General features: G+C 71.2%; 16 protein-coding genes. 6 read left to right on the top strand and 10 right to left on the bottom strand.

Features of this window, described 5'->3' with window-relative positions; translation table 11 throughout:
• Positions 1-115: 115 nt before the first annotated feature.
• From ACF09J_RS28310 to ACF09J_RS28295, 4 genes are read right to left on the bottom strand one after another with little or no spacing between them, the layout of a single operon-like run.
• Positions 116-1369: an NAD(P)/FAD-dependent oxidoreductase gene (locus tag ACF09J_RS28310; protein ID WP_392308285.1), complete on the bottom strand. Its 1254-nt coding sequence runs from the start codon at positions 1367-1369 to the stop codon at positions 116-118.
• Positions 1366-2802: an NAD(P)/FAD-dependent oxidoreductase gene (locus ACF09J_RS28305; RefSeq protein WP_392308284.1), complete on the bottom strand. Its 1437-nt coding sequence runs from the start codon at positions 2800-2802 to the stop codon at positions 1366-1368. The genes ACF09J_RS28310 and ACF09J_RS28305 overlap by 4 nt, the downstream gene beginning before the upstream one ends.
• Entirely contained in the window at positions 2799-4232 is a 1434-nt protein-coding gene (locus tag ACF09J_RS28300) for an FGGY family carbohydrate kinase (RefSeq protein WP_392308283.1), read from the bottom strand. Before ACF09J_RS28300 ends, ACF09J_RS28305 begins: the two co-directional genes overlap by 4 nt.
• Entirely contained in the window at positions 4229-5755 is a 1527-nt protein-coding gene (locus tag ACF09J_RS28295) for an APC family permease (RefSeq protein WP_392308282.1), read from the bottom strand. Before ACF09J_RS28295 ends, ACF09J_RS28300 begins: the two co-directional genes overlap by 4 nt.
• A 364-nt stretch (positions 5756-6119) precedes the next feature.
• Here ACF09J_RS28295 and ACF09J_RS28290 point away from each other — a divergent pair, with 364 nt between their 5' ends.
• On the top strand, positions 6120-6881 hold the full coding sequence (locus ACF09J_RS28290) for a DeoR/GlpR family DNA-binding transcription regulator (RefSeq protein ID WP_392308281.1): 762 nt from the start codon (positions 6120-6122) through the stop codon (positions 6879-6881).
• A 102-nt stretch (positions 6882-6983) separates the two neighbouring features.
• Here ACF09J_RS28290 and ACF09J_RS28285 read toward each other — a convergent pair whose 3' ends face one another.
• Positions 6984-7364, bottom strand: coding sequence for a DUF2511 domain-containing protein (locus tag ACF09J_RS28285; RefSeq protein ID WP_392308280.1), 381 nt, complete (start codon positions 7362-7364; stop codon positions 6984-6986).
• A gap of 355 nt (positions 7365-7719) precedes the next feature.
• Here ACF09J_RS28285 and ACF09J_RS28280 point away from each other — a divergent pair, with 355 nt between their 5' ends.
• On the top strand, positions 7720-9156 hold the full coding sequence (locus tag ACF09J_RS28280) for an amino acid permease (RefSeq protein ID WP_392308279.1): 1437 nt from the start codon (positions 7720-7722) through the stop codon (positions 9154-9156).
• 191 nt (positions 9157-9347) lie between these two features.
• On the opposite strand, the gene ACF09J_RS28275 is transcribed toward ACF09J_RS28280, so the two are convergent.
• From ACF09J_RS28275 to ACF09J_RS28255, 5 genes are all read right to left on the bottom strand, one after another.
• Positions 9348-9650, bottom strand: coding sequence for a hypothetical protein (locus ACF09J_RS28275; RefSeq protein ID WP_392308278.1), 303 nt, complete (start codon positions 9648-9650; stop codon positions 9348-9350).
• Positions 9651-9782: 132 nt separating this feature from the next.
• Positions 9783-10331 (bottom strand): recombinase family protein, encoded by a 549-nt coding sequence (locus ACF09J_RS28270; protein ID WP_392308334.1) that lies wholly within the window; start codon positions 10329-10331, stop codon positions 9783-9785.
• Between the two features lie 60 nt (positions 10332-10391).
• Positions 10392-10574, bottom strand: a complete 183-nt coding sequence (locus tag ACF09J_RS28265) for a hypothetical protein (protein WP_392308277.1) — start codon at positions 10572-10574, stop codon at positions 10392-10394.
• Between the two features lie 283 nt (positions 10575-10857).
• Positions 10858-11739, bottom strand: a complete 882-nt coding sequence (locus tag ACF09J_RS28260; RefSeq protein ID WP_392308276.1) for a class I SAM-dependent methyltransferase — start codon at positions 11737-11739, stop codon at positions 10858-10860.
• 119 nt (positions 11740-11858) lie between these two features.
• Positions 11859-12455, bottom strand: coding sequence for a helix-turn-helix domain-containing protein (locus ACF09J_RS28255; RefSeq protein WP_392308275.1), 597 nt, complete (start codon positions 12453-12455; stop codon positions 11859-11861).
• 87 nt (positions 12456-12542) lie between these two features.
• Here ACF09J_RS28255 and ACF09J_RS28250 point away from each other — a divergent pair, with 87 nt between their 5' ends.
• The 4 genes from ACF09J_RS28250 (at position 12543) to ACF09J_RS28235 (ending at position 17365) form a co-directional block, all read left to right on the top strand.
• Positions 12543-13556 (top strand): NAD(P)/FAD-dependent oxidoreductase, encoded by a 1014-nt coding sequence (locus ACF09J_RS28250; RefSeq protein ID WP_392308333.1) that lies wholly within the window; start codon positions 12543-12545, stop codon positions 13554-13556.
• A 107-nt stretch (positions 13557-13663) separates the two neighbouring features.
• On the top strand, positions 13664-15256 hold the full coding sequence (locus tag ACF09J_RS28245) for an MFS transporter (protein ID WP_392308274.1): 1593 nt from the start codon (positions 13664-13666) through the stop codon (positions 15254-15256).
• A gap of 107 nt (positions 15257-15363) precedes the next feature.
• Positions 15364-15558, top strand: a complete 195-nt coding sequence (locus ACF09J_RS28240) for a hypothetical protein (protein WP_392308273.1) — start codon at positions 15364-15366, stop codon at positions 15556-15558.
• Between the two features lie 94 nt (positions 15559-15652).
• Positions 15653-17365 carry a DUF4158 domain-containing protein gene (locus ACF09J_RS28235; RefSeq protein WP_392308272.1) on the top strand — a complete coding sequence of 571 codons (1713 nt, stop codon included), beginning with the start codon at positions 15653-15655 and terminating at the stop codon, positions 17363-17365.
• Positions 17366-17392 lie beyond the last annotated feature (27 nt).

Raw genomic sequence — 17392 nt, 5'->3', positions numbered from 1 at the left:
GCGGACGTCCATGGGACCGCTTGCTCACTCATGGCAGCAGCAAACGGTTCACCCGGGAGAGAGCGACATTCCCCACACGGGCACCGCGGCGCCCGCGACCTGCGGTACCGGGAGCTCAGCCGAGACCGATGTGGACCGGGCCGCCGGTGGGCGAGACGTCGTCGAGCATTCCGGCCGGGACCCGGAAGACGCGGCCGGGGGCGGCCGGCCAGGCGAGGGTGCGGCGGGCGAGAGTCCGTCCGTCCTGGTGGACGGTCACCTTCGGGAAGCGGACGAACTCGTCGGTCCACAGCAGCAGGCGTCCCCGGGCGGGGGCGGGGTCGCCCGGCCGCAGGATCTGCGGGGCGACCCAGCGGAAGGGGGCGTCGGCGATCAGGCGGACGCCCTCGGCCGGCCGGTCCTCGCCGCTGAGGTGGTGGACGACCTGCCGGGCGACGTGCCTGCCGTCGAGGGCGGCGACGTCGGCGGTGTCGACGGGGTGCAGCAGATTGCCCGCGGCGAAGACTCCGGGGCGGCTGGTGCGCAGCGCGGTGTCGGTGAGCGGGCCGAGGGTGCCTTCGTCGAGGGTGATGCCGGCGGCCCGGGCGAGTTCGTGGTCGGGGATCCAGTCGCCGGTGAAGACGATGGTGTCGCAGGCGACGGTGCGGCGCCGGCCGGTGTCGAGGTGCTCGATCTCCACGGCCTGGCAGCGTCCCTTGCCGATGACGCGGGTGACGCGGGTGCGGGTGGCGACGGGGACGCGCAGCACGGTGCGTCCGGCCGCGTTGAAGGCGGCGTAGGACTCCGCCTTCGGGTACTGGCTGACCATGAGGGCGGGGGTGCAGCCGGCCTCGCGCAGGGTGACGGCCGCGGACCAGCTCACGAGCTCGCCGCCGACTATGACGGCGCGCTTGCCGACGGGCTGGTGGTGCAGGTGGACGAGATTCTGCAACTGGCCGGTGGTGTAGACGCCGTGGGGGCGGTCGCCGGGGATGCGGCGTGCGGTGCGGGGCCGTTCGCGGGCGCCGGTGGCCAGCACGATGGCCCGTGGCCGGATGCGGTGGCGGCCGTCGGGGCTGGTGACCTCGACGGTGTGCTCGTCGGCCCAGCCGGTGACCATGGTGCGGGTGCGGATCTCCGCTCCGGCCCCGGTGGCCAGCCGCACGAGGTGACGGGCGTAGGCGGGGCCGGTCATCACGCGGCGCAGGTCGCGCAGGCCGTAGCCGGTGTGGTCGCTGTGCCGGGGGATGCCGCCGGCCTCCTGCTCCCGGTCGACGACGAGGACGCGGCCGGCCCGGCGTCCGGCCAGTTCGGCCGCGGCGGTCAGGCCCGCGGGTCCGCCGCCGATGATGAGGACGTCGGGTGTGGTCAGGGGCGGCTGGTGGGTCATCGGTTGTCCTTGTGCTGGCTGCGGCAGCCGTCGTGGGTGTGGTGCTTCTCGCGCAGGGCGGCGACGGCCGCGCCGCAGAAGAAGCCCTGGCAGCGGCCGTTCATCGCGCGGGTGCGGCGGCGCAGCCCCTCCAGGCTGCGGGCGGGGACCGGGGCGTGGCAGGCGTCGCGGATCTCGCCTTCGGTGACCCGTTCGCAGAAGCACACGACGGTGCCGTAGGCGGGGTCGCGGGCGATGAGGTCGGCGTCCTGGTAGGGGCGCGTGCCGGCTTCGCCGATGTTGGGCATCCGTGGCGGCTCGGGCAGGTCGGCGCGCGGGCGCAGGTCCAGGCCGGCCTCCTCCAGGAGGGTGCGGGCGTGTTCGGCGATGGCGATGCCGGCGGTCAGGCCGGTGGAGCGGATCCCGCCGACGAGGAGGTAGCGCTGCTCCGGGCCGGCCTCGATGAGGTAGTCGGAGCGGTCGATGGCGGCGCGCAGTCCGGCGTAGCTGGCGGTGACCTCTTCGGTCAGCAGGCGCGGCATGAGCCGTTCACCCTTGGTGAGCAGGAAGTCGAAGCCGTCCTCGGAGGTGGCGGTGTCGGTGCGGTCGGTGAGGTCCTCGGCGGTGGGGCCGAGCATGACGTTGCCGTAGATGGTCGGCGAGATCAGTACGCCCTTGCCGCGTGACGTGGGCACCGGGAGGACGATCTTGTTCACCATGGGGCGGGCGAGCTTGTCGAAGACGAAGAGCTCACCGCGGCGCGGGGTGACGGTGAAGCGGTCGTGGCCGAAGAGCCGGTCGATGTGGTCGGCGCCGAGACCGGCGGCGTTCACCACCCAGTGGGCCCGCACGTCGCCGGCCGACGTGTGCAGGATGGTGACCTCGTCGCCTTCGTCGACGCCGGTCACGGCGTGTTGGAGCAGGATCGTGGTGCCGCGCTGCCGGGCGTCGGTGGCCAGGGCGAGGTTCGTGGTCCAGGTGCAGATGATGGACTCGTCGGGGACGGTCAGCCCGCCCAGCGCCCCCTCGCCGAGGTCGGGGACCAGTCCGTAGACCTCGTCGGCGTCGATGAGCCGGCAGTGCGTGTAGCCGTTGGCCTCGGCCTTCTCCTTCAGGCCGGGCAGCGCGTGGAGTTCCTCGTCGGTCCAGGCCACCAGGACGGCGCCGGTGTGTTCGACGGGGATGCCGGTGGCTTCGGCGTAGGCGCTGAGCAGGTGGTAGCCGCGGGCGACCAGCCGGGATTCGAGCGTGCCGGGCTTGGCGTCGAAGCCGGTGTGCAGGATCGCGGTGTTCGCCTTGCTGGTGGCGTCGCCGACGTCGTCGCGGGCGTCGAGCAGCGCGACCCGGACGTCGTGGCCGGACAGTTCGCGTGCGATCGCCGCGCCGACGATGCCTCCGCCGATCACCGCGACGTCGAAGACGCCGTCGTGGGGGCGGTGCGGGGTGGCGGTCATGAATGGTCTCCCTCGGTGGCGCGGGCCGTCGCGGCCCGCGCCCATGCGGTGCGGAACTCCTGGGCCCGGTCGGCGGACCAGCGGGGTTCGTAGACGGTGGTCGGCTGCCAGTCGCCGACGGCTTCTTCGAGCCCGAGCGCCGGATCGAGGGCGCAGCGGGCCAGTGCGGCCGCCCCCAGGGGGGTGGCGTGGGCGTGGGGGTAGATGTCGACCGGTATCTGCGCGATGTCGGCCTGGGCCTGCATGAGGACGGCGGAGTTGGTCAGTCCGCCGTCCGCGCGCAGCCGGGTCAGGGGCCGGCCGAGGTCCTTGGCGACCAGGGTGCCCAGCTCGGCGACCTGCGCGGCGATGCCCTGGAGCAGGGCGAGGACGAGGTGTTCGCGCCGGGTGGCCAGGGTCATGCCGGTGAAGGACGCGGTGGCCTCCGGGGCCCACCAGGGCGCGGCGAGGCCGGCGAACGCGGGCACGCACAGCACGCTCCCGGCGTCGGCCGCCGCCAGGGCGTCCAGGTCGGTCGCGGACTGGATGAGGCCGAGGTCCTGGAGCCAGCGGACCGCCGAGGCGACGGTGTAGACCTGGCCGTCGACGCAGTACGGCGTCCGTCCGGCCGCCCGCCAGGCCACGGAGGTGGTCAGTCCGGCGCTGGAGCGCACCGGGTCGAGGCCGGTGTTCGCCAGCAGGAACGCGCCGGTGCCGTACGTGCATTTCGCGGTGCCCGGCTCCAGGCAGCGCTCCGCGACCAGGGCGGCCTGCTGGTCGACGATCAGCCCGGCGACCGGCACCTCCTGGCCGAAGGCCCGGGTGGTGCCGACCACCTCGTCGCAGGCGGCGATGCGGGGCAGCCGTTCGTCGCCGAGACCGAACAGGTCCAGGAGTTCACCGTCCCAGGCGGCGGTGTCCAGGTCGAGGACGAGCGAGCGGCTGGCGGTGGTGGCGTCGGTGACGAACTCCCCCGTGAGGTGGTGCACCAGCCAGCTGTCGGTGGTCGTCACCACTCCGTCGCGGGTGAGGTTGCGCCGCAGCCAGGCCATCTTGGGTGCGGAGAAGTACGGGTCGAGGACGAGGCCGGTGCGCCGGGCGACGCTCTCGGCGTGCTCGGCCAGCTCGCCGCAGACGCTCTCCGCGCGCCGGTCCTGCCACACGAGCGCCTGGGTCAGGGGTGTTCCGGTCGCCGGGTCCCAAGCGAGGACCGTCTCGCCCTGGTTGGCGAGGGCCACGCAGTCGATCGGACGGCCGGCCGCGCTCACCGCGCGGCGGCCGGCGCCCAGCACGGAGTCGAGCAGTTCGTGCGGGTTCTGCTCGACCCCGCCGCCGTCGAGGTAGGTGGGGCGGACGGTCTCCTCGGCGATGGCGACGGTGCCTTCCTCGGGGTCGACGACGATGGCCTTCGTGCCCGAGGTGCCCTGGTCGATGGCGAGGATCGCGGTCACCGTGCGCTCCTTTCCGTGGCGGGGTCCGCGGGCATGCCGTCGGCGGCGTCCAGGGCGCGGTCGACGTCGGCCATGTCCGGCATCGTCAGCCCGTCCCGTCCGCGCCGGATCAGCAGACCGGTGAAGTAGGCGGCACCGATCGCGAACAGCACGAGTACGTAGGTCCACGGGGCACGGAAGGAAGCATCCCGGAAGATCAGCAGCTCGTACACCAGCCAGACGCCCGCGACGACCAGTACCGGCACCTCCCAGCGGCCCAGCGAGAAGCCCTGGGACGCGGGCAGGGAGCGGCGCTTGATGGCGTACATCGCGACGGTTCCGGCGTAGATGAGGGCGGGCAGCAGGGTTCCGGCGGAGAAGAGCTGGAACAGCGCGTCGGTGGAGCGGGAGAAGACCGCGAGGATGATCTGGGCGATGAACATCATGAACACCGAGGCGTTCAGGGGCGTGGCGGTGCGCCGGTCCAGGCGCCTGAGCAGCCGCCAGCCGGGGAAGCGCTCGTCGCGGGACATCGCGTAGACCAGGCGGGTGCCGCTCAGGGTGATGACCAGTCCGCAGGAGAAGATCGACACGACGACCAGGACCAGCAGGATCTTGCCGACGACCGAGCCGAGCACGGCGGTGATGACGGTGGCCACGGGAGTCGCCGAGGCGCCGACACCGTCGACCCGGCCGGCCGCCGCGGTAATGGCCACCAGGAACAGGAAGCCGAGCACACCCAGCGACAGCACGGCCTGGACCATGGCCTTGGGGATCACCCGGGCCGGGTTCTTGGTCTCCTCGGCCAGGTTGGCCGCCGACTCGAAGCCGACGATGGTGAACGCGCCGAGCAGGAACGCCAGGGCGAACGGTCCGGCCGAGGTGCCGCCGCCCAGGGCGTAGTAGCCGCTCGCGGGGACGGTCCCGGTGTCGAAGAGGTGCCCGAAGTCGAGCTTGCCGGTGAAGGCGCCCACCGCGAACAGCAGCACGGTCAGGGCGATCATGCCGACGAGCTGCACGGTCACGGCCACGCTGTTGACCCGGTGGGTGGTGCGGGTGGAGGCGGCGACGAGGACGGCCTGAAGCAGTACGACGACGGCGGTGATCACCCAGGCGTTCTGCGTGGTGCCGACGTAGCGGAACAGTTCCGGAAGGATGGTGGAGGCGATCGTGTAGTCGACGGCGACCAGGACCACGCCCAGGAAGGCGAAGGAGATCCATCCCATGATCCAGCCCCATACCGGGCCCACGATCCGTGACACCCATTGGTACGAGTAGCCGCTGATCGGGATGCGCGCGGCGAGGGCGCCGAAGACCAGGGCGATGGAGAGCTGGCCGATCACGGAGATCGGCCAGGCCCAGATGCCCCGCGGGCCGGAGGTCGCGAGCACCGATCCGTAGGTGGTGAAGATGCCGGTGGCGATGGAGACGAATCCGAAGGCCACGGAGAACGAGGCGTACCAGCCGAGCTCCCGCGCCATCTGCTTGGGCTCACCCGCGCCCGGGGCGCCTGATCTCTGGGGACCTGATTCTGCGTGTGCCATGACTCTTTTCCCTGCTTCAGAGTGCCCCGCCGCGAAGTGCGAGAGCCAGTGAACGTGAGCAACCGAACTCGGTCGGCTGTGCGGGCACGCCCCGGGCGGGGTCTGCCGGGGCCTGTCCGCCGGGGAGGCGGCGGGGCCTGCGATGGTGCGCTGAGCCGCGGCCGAAGCGGTTGCGGCAACCCATCCACGTGACCGTTTCTGTGGATTGTTGACCGCGCGTTGCTGAAAGTGTGGACCGTTGCCCGTCTGCCGTCAAGGGTTGTTCACCGTGCACAGCAAGACGGAGGCGGTCCGGCCCGGTGCCGGTCGACCGTAGAATGCAGTCAGAGATCCACAGAAACGGTCATCACCCAGGGAGGTGGGCGTGCTCGCCGCCGAGCGCCACCGCAGAATCGTCGCCGAGATCGCCCGGCTGAAGTTCGTCACCACCGACGACCTGACCACGCTGCTCGGCGTCTCCCACGAAACGGTCCGCAGGGACCTCGCCCTGCTCGAGCGGCGCGGCGAGCTGTCCCGGGTGCACGGCGGCGCCACCAGCGCCCAGGCGCCGGTCGGCGAGGAGGCTCCCTTCAGTGAGCGCAGCGGCAGCCTGGCCGCGGAGAAGGAGACCATCGGCCGGGCGGCGGCGGCGCTCATCGAGCCGAACCAGACCGTCGTCATCGACGTCGGCACCACGGCGCTCGAGGTGGCCCGCGCACTGCCCGCCGACCACGCCGGCGTCGTCGCCACCCCGTCCCTGCTCGTGGCCGCGGAGGTCAGCACACGCCCCCGGGTCGAGGTCCTGGTCAGCGGCGGGCGGCTCAGGGCGGGCGACCTCGCCTGCTCCAACGCCCAGGCCGTCGAGTTCTTCGGCAACCTGCGCGCGGACGCCGTTTTCCTCGGTTCCGGCGGGATAGCCCCCTACGGGCTCACCGACTTCCACCTCGACGAGGTCGCCACCAAGCGGGCCATGCTCGCCAACGCCTCGCACCGCTATGTGCTGGCCGACTCCAGCAAGTTCGGCCGCACGGCCGCCCACCGCGTGTGCGAGCTGGACGGCTTCGACACCCTCATCACGGACCGGCCCTGCCCGTCCGACCTGCGCACCGCGCTCACCCTGGCCGGCGCCACGGTCGTCGTGGGGTGATCCGCCCGCAGTCCGGCCGCCCCGCGCGGCGGGGGCCGGCGAGCCCGGGCCGCCGCCACGGACGCCAGGGGTGGGGCGCCCGGAGCGGGAGGTGGGCCCGGACTACTTGCAGAGTTCCAGGCCGCGGTCGATGACCCCGTCGAGGGGGATGTTCTTCCCGGGGTTGTTGGGGTCGCCGGCCCAGATGGGGTCGGGCCCGGGGTGCTTCTGCCGGGCACGGCTGTTGAGACCGTAGGTACCTTCGGCGGTGATGAAGGTGACGGCCTGGTCGGCACAGGCGAGGTTGCCGGAGGCCACCGTGAACGGCCAGGGGATGAAGGTCCGTTCGCTGATGTACCCCGTCGAGTCCGGCTCGCCCTGGCCGGCGGCGGGCTCGGCGTTGTCGGTGGTTTCGCGGTCGGCGGTGCCGGAGCCGCCGGTGCAGCCGGTCAGGGCGAGACAACCGAAGACCGCGGCCGCAACGGCGGTGACACGGATGCGCATGATCCCCCTTGGACATGTGATGACGGTGAGGCGGAAAACAACATCATCCGACCGATGACCGAAAATGGCGGATGTCATGTCGGCTCTGTGATGGGATCGTGACGGTCAGTTGGCGCGCCGGGCGCAGCCAGGGGTCCGCGGCCCGGCCGGACAAGGGACCGCGGTGCGACCGGACGACGGGCAGGGGCGCAGGACGATCGGCGGCCCAGGGTGCACGATGGCTCATTTTTTTCGGTGCGGCACCGTCCGATACGGGACATAAGCGTGCGATTTGGAGCGGTATCGGGCCATGCCGGACCATGGGGTCCGTCCCGGCCACCCCGGGCACCAGTTTTGAAGAGAGGCGCACCACCCCATGCACGTCCCCGGAACCGCCCCTCCGTCGGCTCCGGCCCCGCGGGAGAACCCCGCGGCCACCACCCCCGCCGAGGACCCCACCCCCAACCCCTCCGAAGTTTCCGGCAGGCACGCCCGGCAGTTCGGGCTCCCCGTCGCCACCGCCCTGGTCATGGGCAACATCATCGGCGGCGGGATCTTCCTGCTCCCGGCCTCCGTCGCCCCGTACGGCACGGTCAGCCTGGTCGCCTTCGGTGTCCTGACCCTCGGCGCCATCGCCCTCGCGTTGGTCTTCGGCCGGCTCGCGGAGCGGAACCCCCGTACCGGCGGCCCCTACGTCTACGCCCGCGAGGCCTTCGGCGACTTCGCCGGATTCCTCGCCGCGTGGGCGTACTGGATCACCACCTGGGTGTCGAACGCGGCGCTCGCCGTCGCCGCCGTCGGCTACCTCGACGTACTGATCCCGGTCGGCGGCCACCGCTGGACGGCGTGCCTGGCCGCGCTCACCATCCAATGGCTGCCCGCGCTCGCCAACTTCGCGGGCACCCGGTACGTGGGCGCCGTGCAGTTCGTCGCCACCGTGCTGAAGTTCGTGCCGCTGCTGCTCGTCGCCGTCGGCGGGCTGTTCTTCTTCGACCCGCGCAACCTCGGACCGTTCCACGAGGGCGGCGGCAGCACGGTCGGCGCGGTGTCCGCCGCCGCCGCGATCCTGCTCTTCTCCTACCTCGGCGTGGAGTCCGCGGCCGTCAGCGCGGGCGAGGTCAAGAACGCCCGGCGCAACGTGGGACGGGCCACCGTCATCGGCACCACCGGGGCCGCGCTCGTGTATCTGCTGGGCACGCTCTCGGTGTTCGGCACGGTGGCGCACGATCGTCTGGTGAAGTCCACCGCGCCCTTCTCGGACGCCGTGAACGCCATGTTCGGCGGCTCCTGGGGCGGATGGGCCGTCGCGCTCGCCGCACTGGTGTCGATGACCGGCTGCCTCAACGGCTGGACCCTGCTGAGCGCGCAGACCCCCTACGCGGCGGCCCGGGACGGCCTGTTCCCCGCCGCGTTCGGGCGCCGGCAGCGCGGCGTGCCGACCTTCGGCGTCGCCGTCACCGTCGTCCTCGCCTCGCTGCTCACCGTCTACAACTACATGTCGGGTTCGGCGAAGGTCTTCGAGGTGCTGGTCCTCGTCACCACGTTCACCGCGACCGTGCCGTACCTGCTGGCCACCGCCGCGCAGATCTTCCACCTCGTCTCGGGGCGGCGCGAACGGGTCGACCGGGCACGGCTGGTGCGCGACGCCGTCGTGGCGGGCGGAGCGGCCGCCTTCTCCCTGTGGCTCGTCGCGGGCGCCGGGTACGCGGCGGTCTACCAGGGCGTGCTGTTCCTGTTCGCGGGCGTCCTCGTCTACGCGGTGATGGCGGCCCGCCGGAACAAGGCTGCAGAGGGCCCCTCGCACATGCTCTGACCTGCGGTTTCTCTCCGACCTGCGGAAGCATCCACGCTTCAACCCGCGTCAGCCCGCCTCGGGACGGCGTCCGTGTTCCCGTGGGAACACCACCGGGAACACGGGAACGCGCAGTGCCCTGACCAGCCCGTACGGCTCCCGGGCTCCACGAGCCCGCGTCGGCCGCCAGGTTGACCGAAAGGGGCCGCGCCTCAAGCAGCGAAGGCCACGTACGTGCCGACTGTGAGGCTGGAAAACGTGACGAGCTGGCGCGGCTTCAAACAGGTGAACGCGACGTGCATCCCGATACCGGCGGCGACCGCGTACGGCATCGTCTGCTCAACGAGCAGCGCCGGCGGCAGTGCGACCTCCAAGGCGATGACGGCGGCCGAGACGAGCCGCCACAGGCGGACGTTGCGGTCGGTCAGGTTGCCCATGTACCGGCGGACGATGCCGGGGACGGCATACTGGCGGCGATAGGGGAGTCGCTCGCGCATCTGGCTGTAGACGTGCACCCACTGCGCCAGGTAGAGCCCGCTGCGGAACTGGGGGCTGCGGAGTTTGGGGTCCGAGTAGGAACGGAACAGAAAACCGGTGCAGCCGTCAAATCTTTTGACGGGCCGTGATGTGGGCGTCCGTCTCTGCGCTCACGAGCGCACCTCCGCCGCCTGCTCGGCTTCGGCGAACGCGCGGTAGAGCGAGGCGACGGAGGGGTGCTTGTCCTTGTTCTTGCCGGTCTTGATGGTGAGCTTGCCCGCGATCTCGGGGACGGGGACCCCCTTGTCCTTGAGCGCGAGGGCGAAGGTGAGCATGTCGTCGTCGATGACTTTGGGGCGTCCGCCGTGGTTGCCCTTCTTCGCGGCGCTGACCTGTCCCTCGAGGGTCTTCTCCCGGATGTAGTTGCGCTCAATCTGCCCGGCGACGGCCAGGACGGCGAAGAACATGGCGCCCATGCCATTGGGGTCGTAGATGCCGGCGAGCGGGCCGGTGAGGAGTTCGAGCTGGATGTCGTCGGCCTGGAGCTCGGCGGACAGCGTCATCAACTGGGCCGCGTTCCGCGCGAGGCGCTTGAGCTCGTGGACGGTGAAGATGACCGGGGCGTCGGGGGCGACTTCCTTGAACTGGCGGGCCAGCTTGAGCGCGGCCTGAAGCTCGGGCCGGACCTTGATCCGGGTGCTGATCTGCTCCTGGTAGATCTTGTGGCACTCCGCTACTCGGAGGGCTTCGAGCTGGCTCGCCAGCTCCTGGCGGGCTGTTCACGTCCTGGCGTACCCGATGCGGATGGGCTTTGCGGTGCGCTGCGCGGGCACCGCGGCGGGGGCCGGTCCCTGCTTCCAGGGGCGGCCGGGTGAGCGGTCTGCGGGGATGAGGACTTCGAGTTCCTCGCGCAGCGCGGCGTGTGGTACTTCGTCGCGGTCTTCCCGCCGCGCGTTCGGCACGCGCTCCCGGCGGGCGCCTCGCACTTGGGGCAGTCGTTGCGTTCTACCGTGTCTCGGCTTGATCGGGCGTCAGATCCACGCGATCAGTGTCGCAGAAGGTGTCTCGCAGAACGCCCGAGTTCTGAGAGGACTTCTGCGAATCGGGACCTGCGGAAACGGATCACGTTCCGGGGCTCTCGCAGAACTCGCACAGATGGTCATTTGTGAGAATGCCCTTGTGTCACGCGGACGTGACGGCCTGCTTCCGTGTGACCGCGCCGGACGTGGCACCCCGTGTCAGGGGTCAGGCGCGGCGGGTGGCCCAGACGGTGCGTTCGGTGCGTACCGTCAGGTCGTCGCGGCGCAGGATGCTGTGCGGGCTGGTGGTGTCGAGGAGCCGGTCGAGCGCGGAGAGGTCCTCGGGGGAGAGCCTGTCGGCGATGACGCTGCGGATGCGTTGCAGGACGCCGAGGGCGTAGCGGCCGATCGCTTCGCTGCGGTCGCCCTCGATGTCCACGGCGATGGTGCGTTCGTCCTCGACGGTGAAGCCGGCGGCGGTCAGCATCGGGCCCCAGTCGGCGCCGCGGTGGGGCATGTGTTCGGCTTGGCGGCGGTCGGCTGCGGCGTGGACGCGCTCTTCCAGGCCGGGCCGCTCCTTGGGGGCATTCTCGGGCAGGAAGCGGGGGTGGCCGGCCAGTTCGACGACGGCGAACAGGCCGCCCGGCGCGAGCGCGTCGTGGACGGTGCGCAGCGCGCGCTCGGGGTGGGCCATGTGGTGCATCGATGCCGATGCCCAGATCAGGTCGGGCGAGCCGAGGTCGGGCCAGGCGTCGTCGTCGAGGTCGGCCTGCACGGTGCGCACGCGTTCCTCGACGCCGCGGGTGCACGCCTTGGTGCGCAGGCGCTGAAGGTGTTCGGCGGACGTGTCGACGGCGGTGACGTGCGCGTCGGGGAAGCGGTCGAGGAGGGCGAAGGTGCCCGCGCCCGTGCCGCAGCCGAGGTCCACGATGTGGCCGGGGGCGGTCTTCAGTGGCAGCGACTCGGTGATGGAGGCGGTGTGCTCGGCGAGGACCTCGGCGTCCAGGTCGAGGATCTCCGCCTGATCGCTGGTGTCCTGCTCGTGGTGGTGGCCGTGCGAAACGCCGTGGTGGGGGGTGTGCGTGTGTGCTTGGTTCACGCTCTTCACCGTAAGTCGACTATGCGCCAGAGGCGTACTGTCTCCCTGTTTGCGCAAGACGATGGCCGTAGCTGCTGCGTGACGCGCAAAAGGGCACCGCTGCGGAGGCCGTCGTGTGGCTCGCGCCGTCATTCGGGAGGGCTTTGAGCGTCGCCGTCGTCGCGCTGGTGGCCGCGGCGGGCGTCGCGGTCGAAGAGACCCAGGATCTCGCAGGGTCCACCCCCGGCGCCGATCGCGTGCGGCATCATTGTGGGGAACTCGGCGGCCTGGTTGGTCTCGATGCGGAAGCGGCGCTGGCCGAGCATGAGGATCGCGGTGCCGGACAGCACGACGAGCCACTCGCGCCCCGGGTGGGCGCGCATGCGGGCGGGGTTGTCGGGCGGGGGGTCGGTCAGGCGCTGGCGCACCACGCTCATGCTGGGGTCGGCCTTCAGGGTCCAGCGCATCCGGCCGTGGGCGCTGTCGATCGTCGGACTGGTGACGACGTCGTCGGTGGCGGTCTCCACGAGCTGGTCCAGCGTGGTGTCCAGGGCGCGGGCGAGGGTGACCAGCTGGTCCAGTGCGAGGCGGCGCTGGCCGTTCTCGATGCGGCTCAGTGAGGACTGGCTGAGGTGGGCGCGGGTGGCCAGTTCTTCCAGTGACAGGCCCTGCGCCACCCGCAGCGCGCGGATTCGTTTGCGTACGAGGCCGTCCAGCTCTCCACTTTCTTGCGTCACGAGCAACATTATATGCCTTAGATGCAATGCGGGGTTAGCGTCTGTGTAGATGGTCCGCAGTGTCTGGGACCACGCATGACGAAACAGCAGGAGGACATGGCTATGACGACTTCTCCGTACGCGAGCGACGCACTGCCCGGTGGAACCGTCGACGCAGTGGTGATCGGCGGGGGTGCCGCAGGCCTGAACGGTGCTTTGACTCTGGCCCGCTCCCGCCGGTCGGTCGTCGTGATCGACAACGGCTCCCCGCGCAACGCGCCGGCTGCGGCCATGCACGGCTTCATCGTGCTGGACGGCACCGAGCCGCGCGAGATCCTCCGGCGGGGCCGGGAGCAGGTCCGCCAGTACGGCGGACACATCGTCTTTGGCACGGTGGCCTCTGCCGCCCCGGCCGCCCCGTCGGCCGACGGAGACTTGCGTTTCACCCTCACCCTGGCTGACGGCCACAGCATCACCGGGCGTCGCCTCCTGGTGGCCACGGGTCTGCGGGACGTGCTGCCCGAGGTCCCCGGCCTCGCCGAACACTGGGGAGACAGTGTGGTGCACTGCCCGTACTGCCACGGCTGGGAGGTCCGCGACCAGCCCATCGGCGTCCTCGCCACCGGCCCGGCCTCCGTCCACCACGCATTCCTGTTCCGCCAACTGACCGAGGACCTGACCTACTTCACCCACGGCACTGCCCTGGATGAGGACACCCGCGCCCGCTTCGCCGCCCGCAACATCCCCATCGTCGACACCCCGGTGCAGGAGGTCGTCAACCACGAGGACGGCACCCTCGCCGGGCTGCGCCTGACCGGCGGCCAGGTTGTGGGCCGCCGCGTCCTCGCGGTCGCCACACAGATGCAGGCCCGCACCGAGGGCCTGGACGCGCTGAAGCTTCCCATGGAGGACTTGCCAGGCCACATGGGCCGCCGCTTCGCCTCCGGCATGGCCGGCACCACCGAGGTGCCGGGCGTGTGGGTGGCAGGCAACGCCACCGACCTTGCCGCCCAGGTCGGCGCTTCTGCCGCGGCCGGCGCCCTGGCCGGCTCCCACATCAATGCCGTGCTGGTCACCGCGGACACCGACGCCGCGCTCGCCGCCGCGCGGGGCGAGACACCCACCCCCTGACAACGCCTTCCGGGGGCCCGGCCGACCGCCCGGCCCAACCCGCCCCGTTCACCCACCGACCGGCCCTGCCCGGCGTCAGCTCGGCATGCCTATTTGTGAGGAAATCCATGAGCACACCCCAGCCCCCACATGCCGCGCCAGCCAGTGGCGAAGGCAGCCCAGACGCGCGTCAGCTGCGGACGGTCCTGATCACCGTCTCCCTCGCGCTGATGTCGGTCATCGCCTCGGTGTCCGGGCTGAACGTCGCGCAGACCCACATGGCAGTGGAGTTCGGCGCCTCGCAGAACACGGTCCTGTGGATCATCAACATCTACACCCTCGCCCTGGCCGCCCTGCTGCTGCCGCTCGGCGCCATCGGCGACCGCCTGGGACGCAAGCCCATGCTCCTCGCCGGACTGGGCTTCTTCGGCGTCGCCACCGTCGTCTCGGCCCTGGCCCCGACGGCGGAGGTGATGATTGCCGCACGCGTCGCCAGCGGTATCGGCGCCGCGATGATCATGCCGATCACCCTGGCCGTCATCACCTCTACCTTCCCCGAGGAACAGCGCGGCGAGGCGATCGGCGTATGGACCGGCGTCGCCGGCGGCGGCGGCATCCTGGGCATGTTCCTCTCCGCCCTCCTCGTCGACGTCGCCTCCTGGCGTTGGCTGTTCGCTCTGCCGGTGGCCCTGATCCTCGCGGCCCTGGCCATGACGGCGAAGTCGGTTCCCAACTCCCGCGAGACCTCGGCCCACCGCTTCGACACCGCCGGTGCGCTGCTCTCCACCCTCGCCGTGACCGGCCTCATCTTCGTCCTGCAGGAAGGCCCCGAACGCGGCTGGACCGCCCCCATCACTCTGATCAGCCTCGCCGTCGGTCTCCTCGCGGCCATCGGCTTCGTGGCCTGGGAGCTGCACCGCCGCGACAGCGCACTGCTGGACGTGCGGCTGTTCCGCGAGCGCGGCCTGAGCGGCGGCTCGATCGCACTGCTGGTGGTCTTCGGTGTCCAGGCGGGCATCGGCGTGGTCCTCTTCCCGTTCTTCCAGGCCGTGCTCGGCTGGTCCGGACTGCTGTCCACGGCCGCCATGATGCCCATGGCCGTCATGATGATGGCCACCTCCGGCCTGGCCCCCAAGCTCGCCGCGGGCATCGGTTCCCGCTCCACTATGGCCGCGGGCATCGCGCTGGCCGGACTCGGTCTCGTACTCGTGGCCCTGCTCGTCTCCGCCAAGGGCGGCTACCTGTCCATCCTGCCCGGACTGCTCGTCATGGGACTGGGCATGGGTCTGTCGATGACCCCGTCCACCACCGCCATCACCGCGTCCCTGCCGCGCGCCAAGCAGGGCGTGGCCTCCGCCCTGAACGACGTCACCCGCGAGTTCGGTACCGCACTCGGCGTCGCTCTGCTCGGCGCGCTGCTGGCCAACGGCTACCGCAGCGCCATCGACAACCGGCTGCACGGCATCCCGCAGGGAACCGCGGACACCGCCCGCGACGGCGTTGCCAACGCCGTCGAAGCAGCCGGCAACGCCGGCCCGCACGCCCAGGACCTGCTCCACGCAGCCCAGCAGTCCTTCGTCGACGGCTGGCAGCAGTCCATGTGGGCAGGCGCCGCCGTCATGGGCGCCCTGCTCGTCTACATCGTCTTCCGCGGCCCCAAGAACACAACACCTGCGGTCACCGCCGAGGCAGAAACCGCCGAGACCCTCGCCGCCCGCTGACCGCACACGAGCCAGACGCACACCAGACACACCGCTCCGTGAACATCGCGTTCGCCGGCGCACGATCAGCCGACGGATCCCGGTCCGGCTGATCGTGCGCCGATTTCGTGACCCGGACCAAAGTCCGTGAAGGCCGCGCCAAGGTCCTGCTCACCGTGACCGTCTCGATGATCTCGCCCGTCGGCGCCGAGTACGAGGCTGTGCTCGCCGACGTGAGTGCCGCCTGTGGACAGCTCACCTGCACCGGCTGGAGCCCACCGCCGCCGCGTAAAGCCGCCCCGCCCGCCTATCACATGGGGTGATGCTCTGCGCTGGAATCGGGGATCACCTCACGCACTGTCAGCCCGCCTGGCACCGTCGCGCGCGAATCACGCCGACGGATCAAGGAGCGGTCCGGTGCCCACCAGCTTTCTGAGCGATGAACAGCGCAAACGCTTCGGTCACTTCACCGAAGATCCGGACGAGGGACAGCTCGCCGGGTCCTTCTTGCTGGATCAGACCGCACGGCGCCGGGCAATGGCCGCCCGGAGCGCGCGGAACCGGATCGGCTGGGTCCTCCAGCTCGGCACCCTCCGCTATCTGGGCACCTTCCTGGAGAACCCCGAGGACGTGCCCGCGGTCGTGGTCGGCTATGTCGCCGAGCAGCTCGGCCTGGACCCCGGCGAGCTCGCCGGGTACGGCACAAGTGAGGCCCGCTGGGACCACCAGGAGCAGATCCGCACCGAGTACGAGTACACGAAGTTCGGGTTCGACCAGTGGTTCGCGCTCGCCCGCTGGATGTACCAGCGGGCCTGGATCGGCAACGAACGTCCCACCCTGCTGTTCGACCTCGCGACCAAGCGCCTGGTGGACAAGAAGGTGGTGCTGCCCGGGGTGACCGTGCTGGAACGCCTGGTCTCCGGCACCCGCGAGGGCGCCGAGAAACGCCTGTGGGCCACCCTCGCCGCCGCCCCGACCACGGAGCAGGCCGAACGTCTGCAGCAACTGGTCGTCGTCCCCGCCGGCAAGCGCCTGTCCGAGCTGGACCGCCTGCGCCGCTCACCGCGCGACATCTCCGCGACCGGGGTGGGCAAGGCCCTGGAGCGCTACGAATCCCTGCGCGCCTTCGGCGGCCACGCGTGGAAGCTGGACGCGATACCGCCGGGACGACTCCAGGCCCTGGTGCGGTTCGCCAAGGCCGCCCGCGCCCAGGCCGTCTCCGACCTCGCCGGCGACCGGCGCCTGGCCACCCTGGTCGCCTTCGCCGCGGTCATGCCGCAGCTCGCCGCCGACGAGGCGATCGAGGTCTTCGACCTGGTGATGGGCGACATCATCCGCAGCTCCGCCACCAAGATGACCAAGCAGAGACTGCGGACGCTCAAAGACCTCGACGCCGCCGCGATCGAGCTATGCAAAGCCTGGCTCGCCATCTGCACCACGGCCGCCGACCCCGACGGCGACGTACGCGCAATGCTCGACGCGATGGACGTCGGCCCCGTCCACGCGGCGGCCGACACCGTCAAGGTCCTCGCCCAGCAGCCCGACGACGGCGCCGAGCAGATGCTCGCCGCTCGCTACAACACCATCGCCCGCTTCCTGCCCGGCCTGCTCAAAACGTTCACCTTCGAGGCCAGCCCGGCGGGCGAACCGGTGCTGGACGCGATCGGCTTCGTGAAGTCGCTCAAGGGCCGGCGCCGCCCCATCCAGGCGTGGGAAGTCCCCGCCAAAATGCTCACCTCCGCCTGGCGGCGCCTGGTCTTCCCGCCCCCGCCGATGCCCGTGGGCAGCGTCGAGAAGCGCGCCCTGGTCGTCGCCTCCGCCGAGGCCCTGCGCCGGCCCTGCACCGTCACGAGGTGTTCGTGCCGGGCCTGCGCAAGTGGGGCGACCCCAACGCCCGCCTGTTGCAAGACGCCGCGTGGGAGGCGGCCCGCACCCGGGTCTGCGAGGAACTCGACCTCGACCCCAAGCCCGACAAGATCCTGGGTGCCTGGACCGATCGGCTCGACAGGGCCCACCGGGAGTTCGCCGACGGCCTGTCGGCCAACCCCAACGTCCGCATCGAGCAGCAGGGCGGCCGCGACCGCATCATCCTCACCGGCCTGGATCGCCTGGACGAGCCCGCCTCCCTGATCGACCTGAACAAGGAGATCGAGGCGC

This window comes from Streptomyces sp. NPDC014889, assembly GCF_043081205.1.
Taxonomy (GTDB): domain Bacteria; phylum Actinomycetota; class Actinomycetes; order Streptomycetales; family Streptomycetaceae; genus Streptomyces.
The sequence above is the reverse complement of the archived record's forward strand: the minus strand, read 5'-3'. Positions and strand labels throughout refer to the sequence as shown.

What these genes read in the sequence shown, in the direction of transcription:
- ACF09J_RS28250 (WP_392308333.1), top strand. Translation starts at nt 12,543, where the DNA reads ATGGCTATGACGACTTCTCCGTACGCGAGCGACGCACTGCCCGGTGGA.
- ACF09J_RS28310 (WP_392308285.1), bottom strand. Translation starts at nt 1,369, where the DNA reads ATGACCCACCAGCCGCCCCTGACCACACCCGACGTCCTCATCATCGGC.
- ACF09J_RS28295 (WP_392308282.1), bottom strand. Translation starts at nt 5,755, where the DNA reads ATGGCACACGCAGAATCAGGTCCCCAGAGATCAGGCGCCCCGGGCGCG.
- ACF09J_RS28280 (WP_392308279.1), top strand. Translation starts at nt 7,720, where the DNA reads ATGCACGTCCCCGGAACCGCCCCTCCGTCGGCTCCGGCCCCGCGGGAG.
- ACF09J_RS28285 (WP_392308280.1), bottom strand. Translation starts at nt 7,364, where the DNA reads ATGCGCATCCGTGTCACCGCCGTTGCGGCCGCGGTCTTCGGTTGTCTC.
- ACF09J_RS28255 (WP_392308275.1), bottom strand. Translation starts at nt 12,455, where the DNA reads ATGTTGCTCGTGACGCAAGAAAGTGGAGAGCTGGACGGCCTCGTACGC.
- ACF09J_RS28245 (WP_392308274.1), top strand. Translation starts at nt 13,664, where the DNA reads ATGAGCACACCCCAGCCCCCACATGCCGCGCCAGCCAGTGGCGAAGGC.
- ACF09J_RS28305 (WP_392308284.1), bottom strand. Translation starts at nt 2,802, where the DNA reads ATGACCGCCACCCCGCACCGCCCCCACGACGGCGTCTTCGACGTCGCG.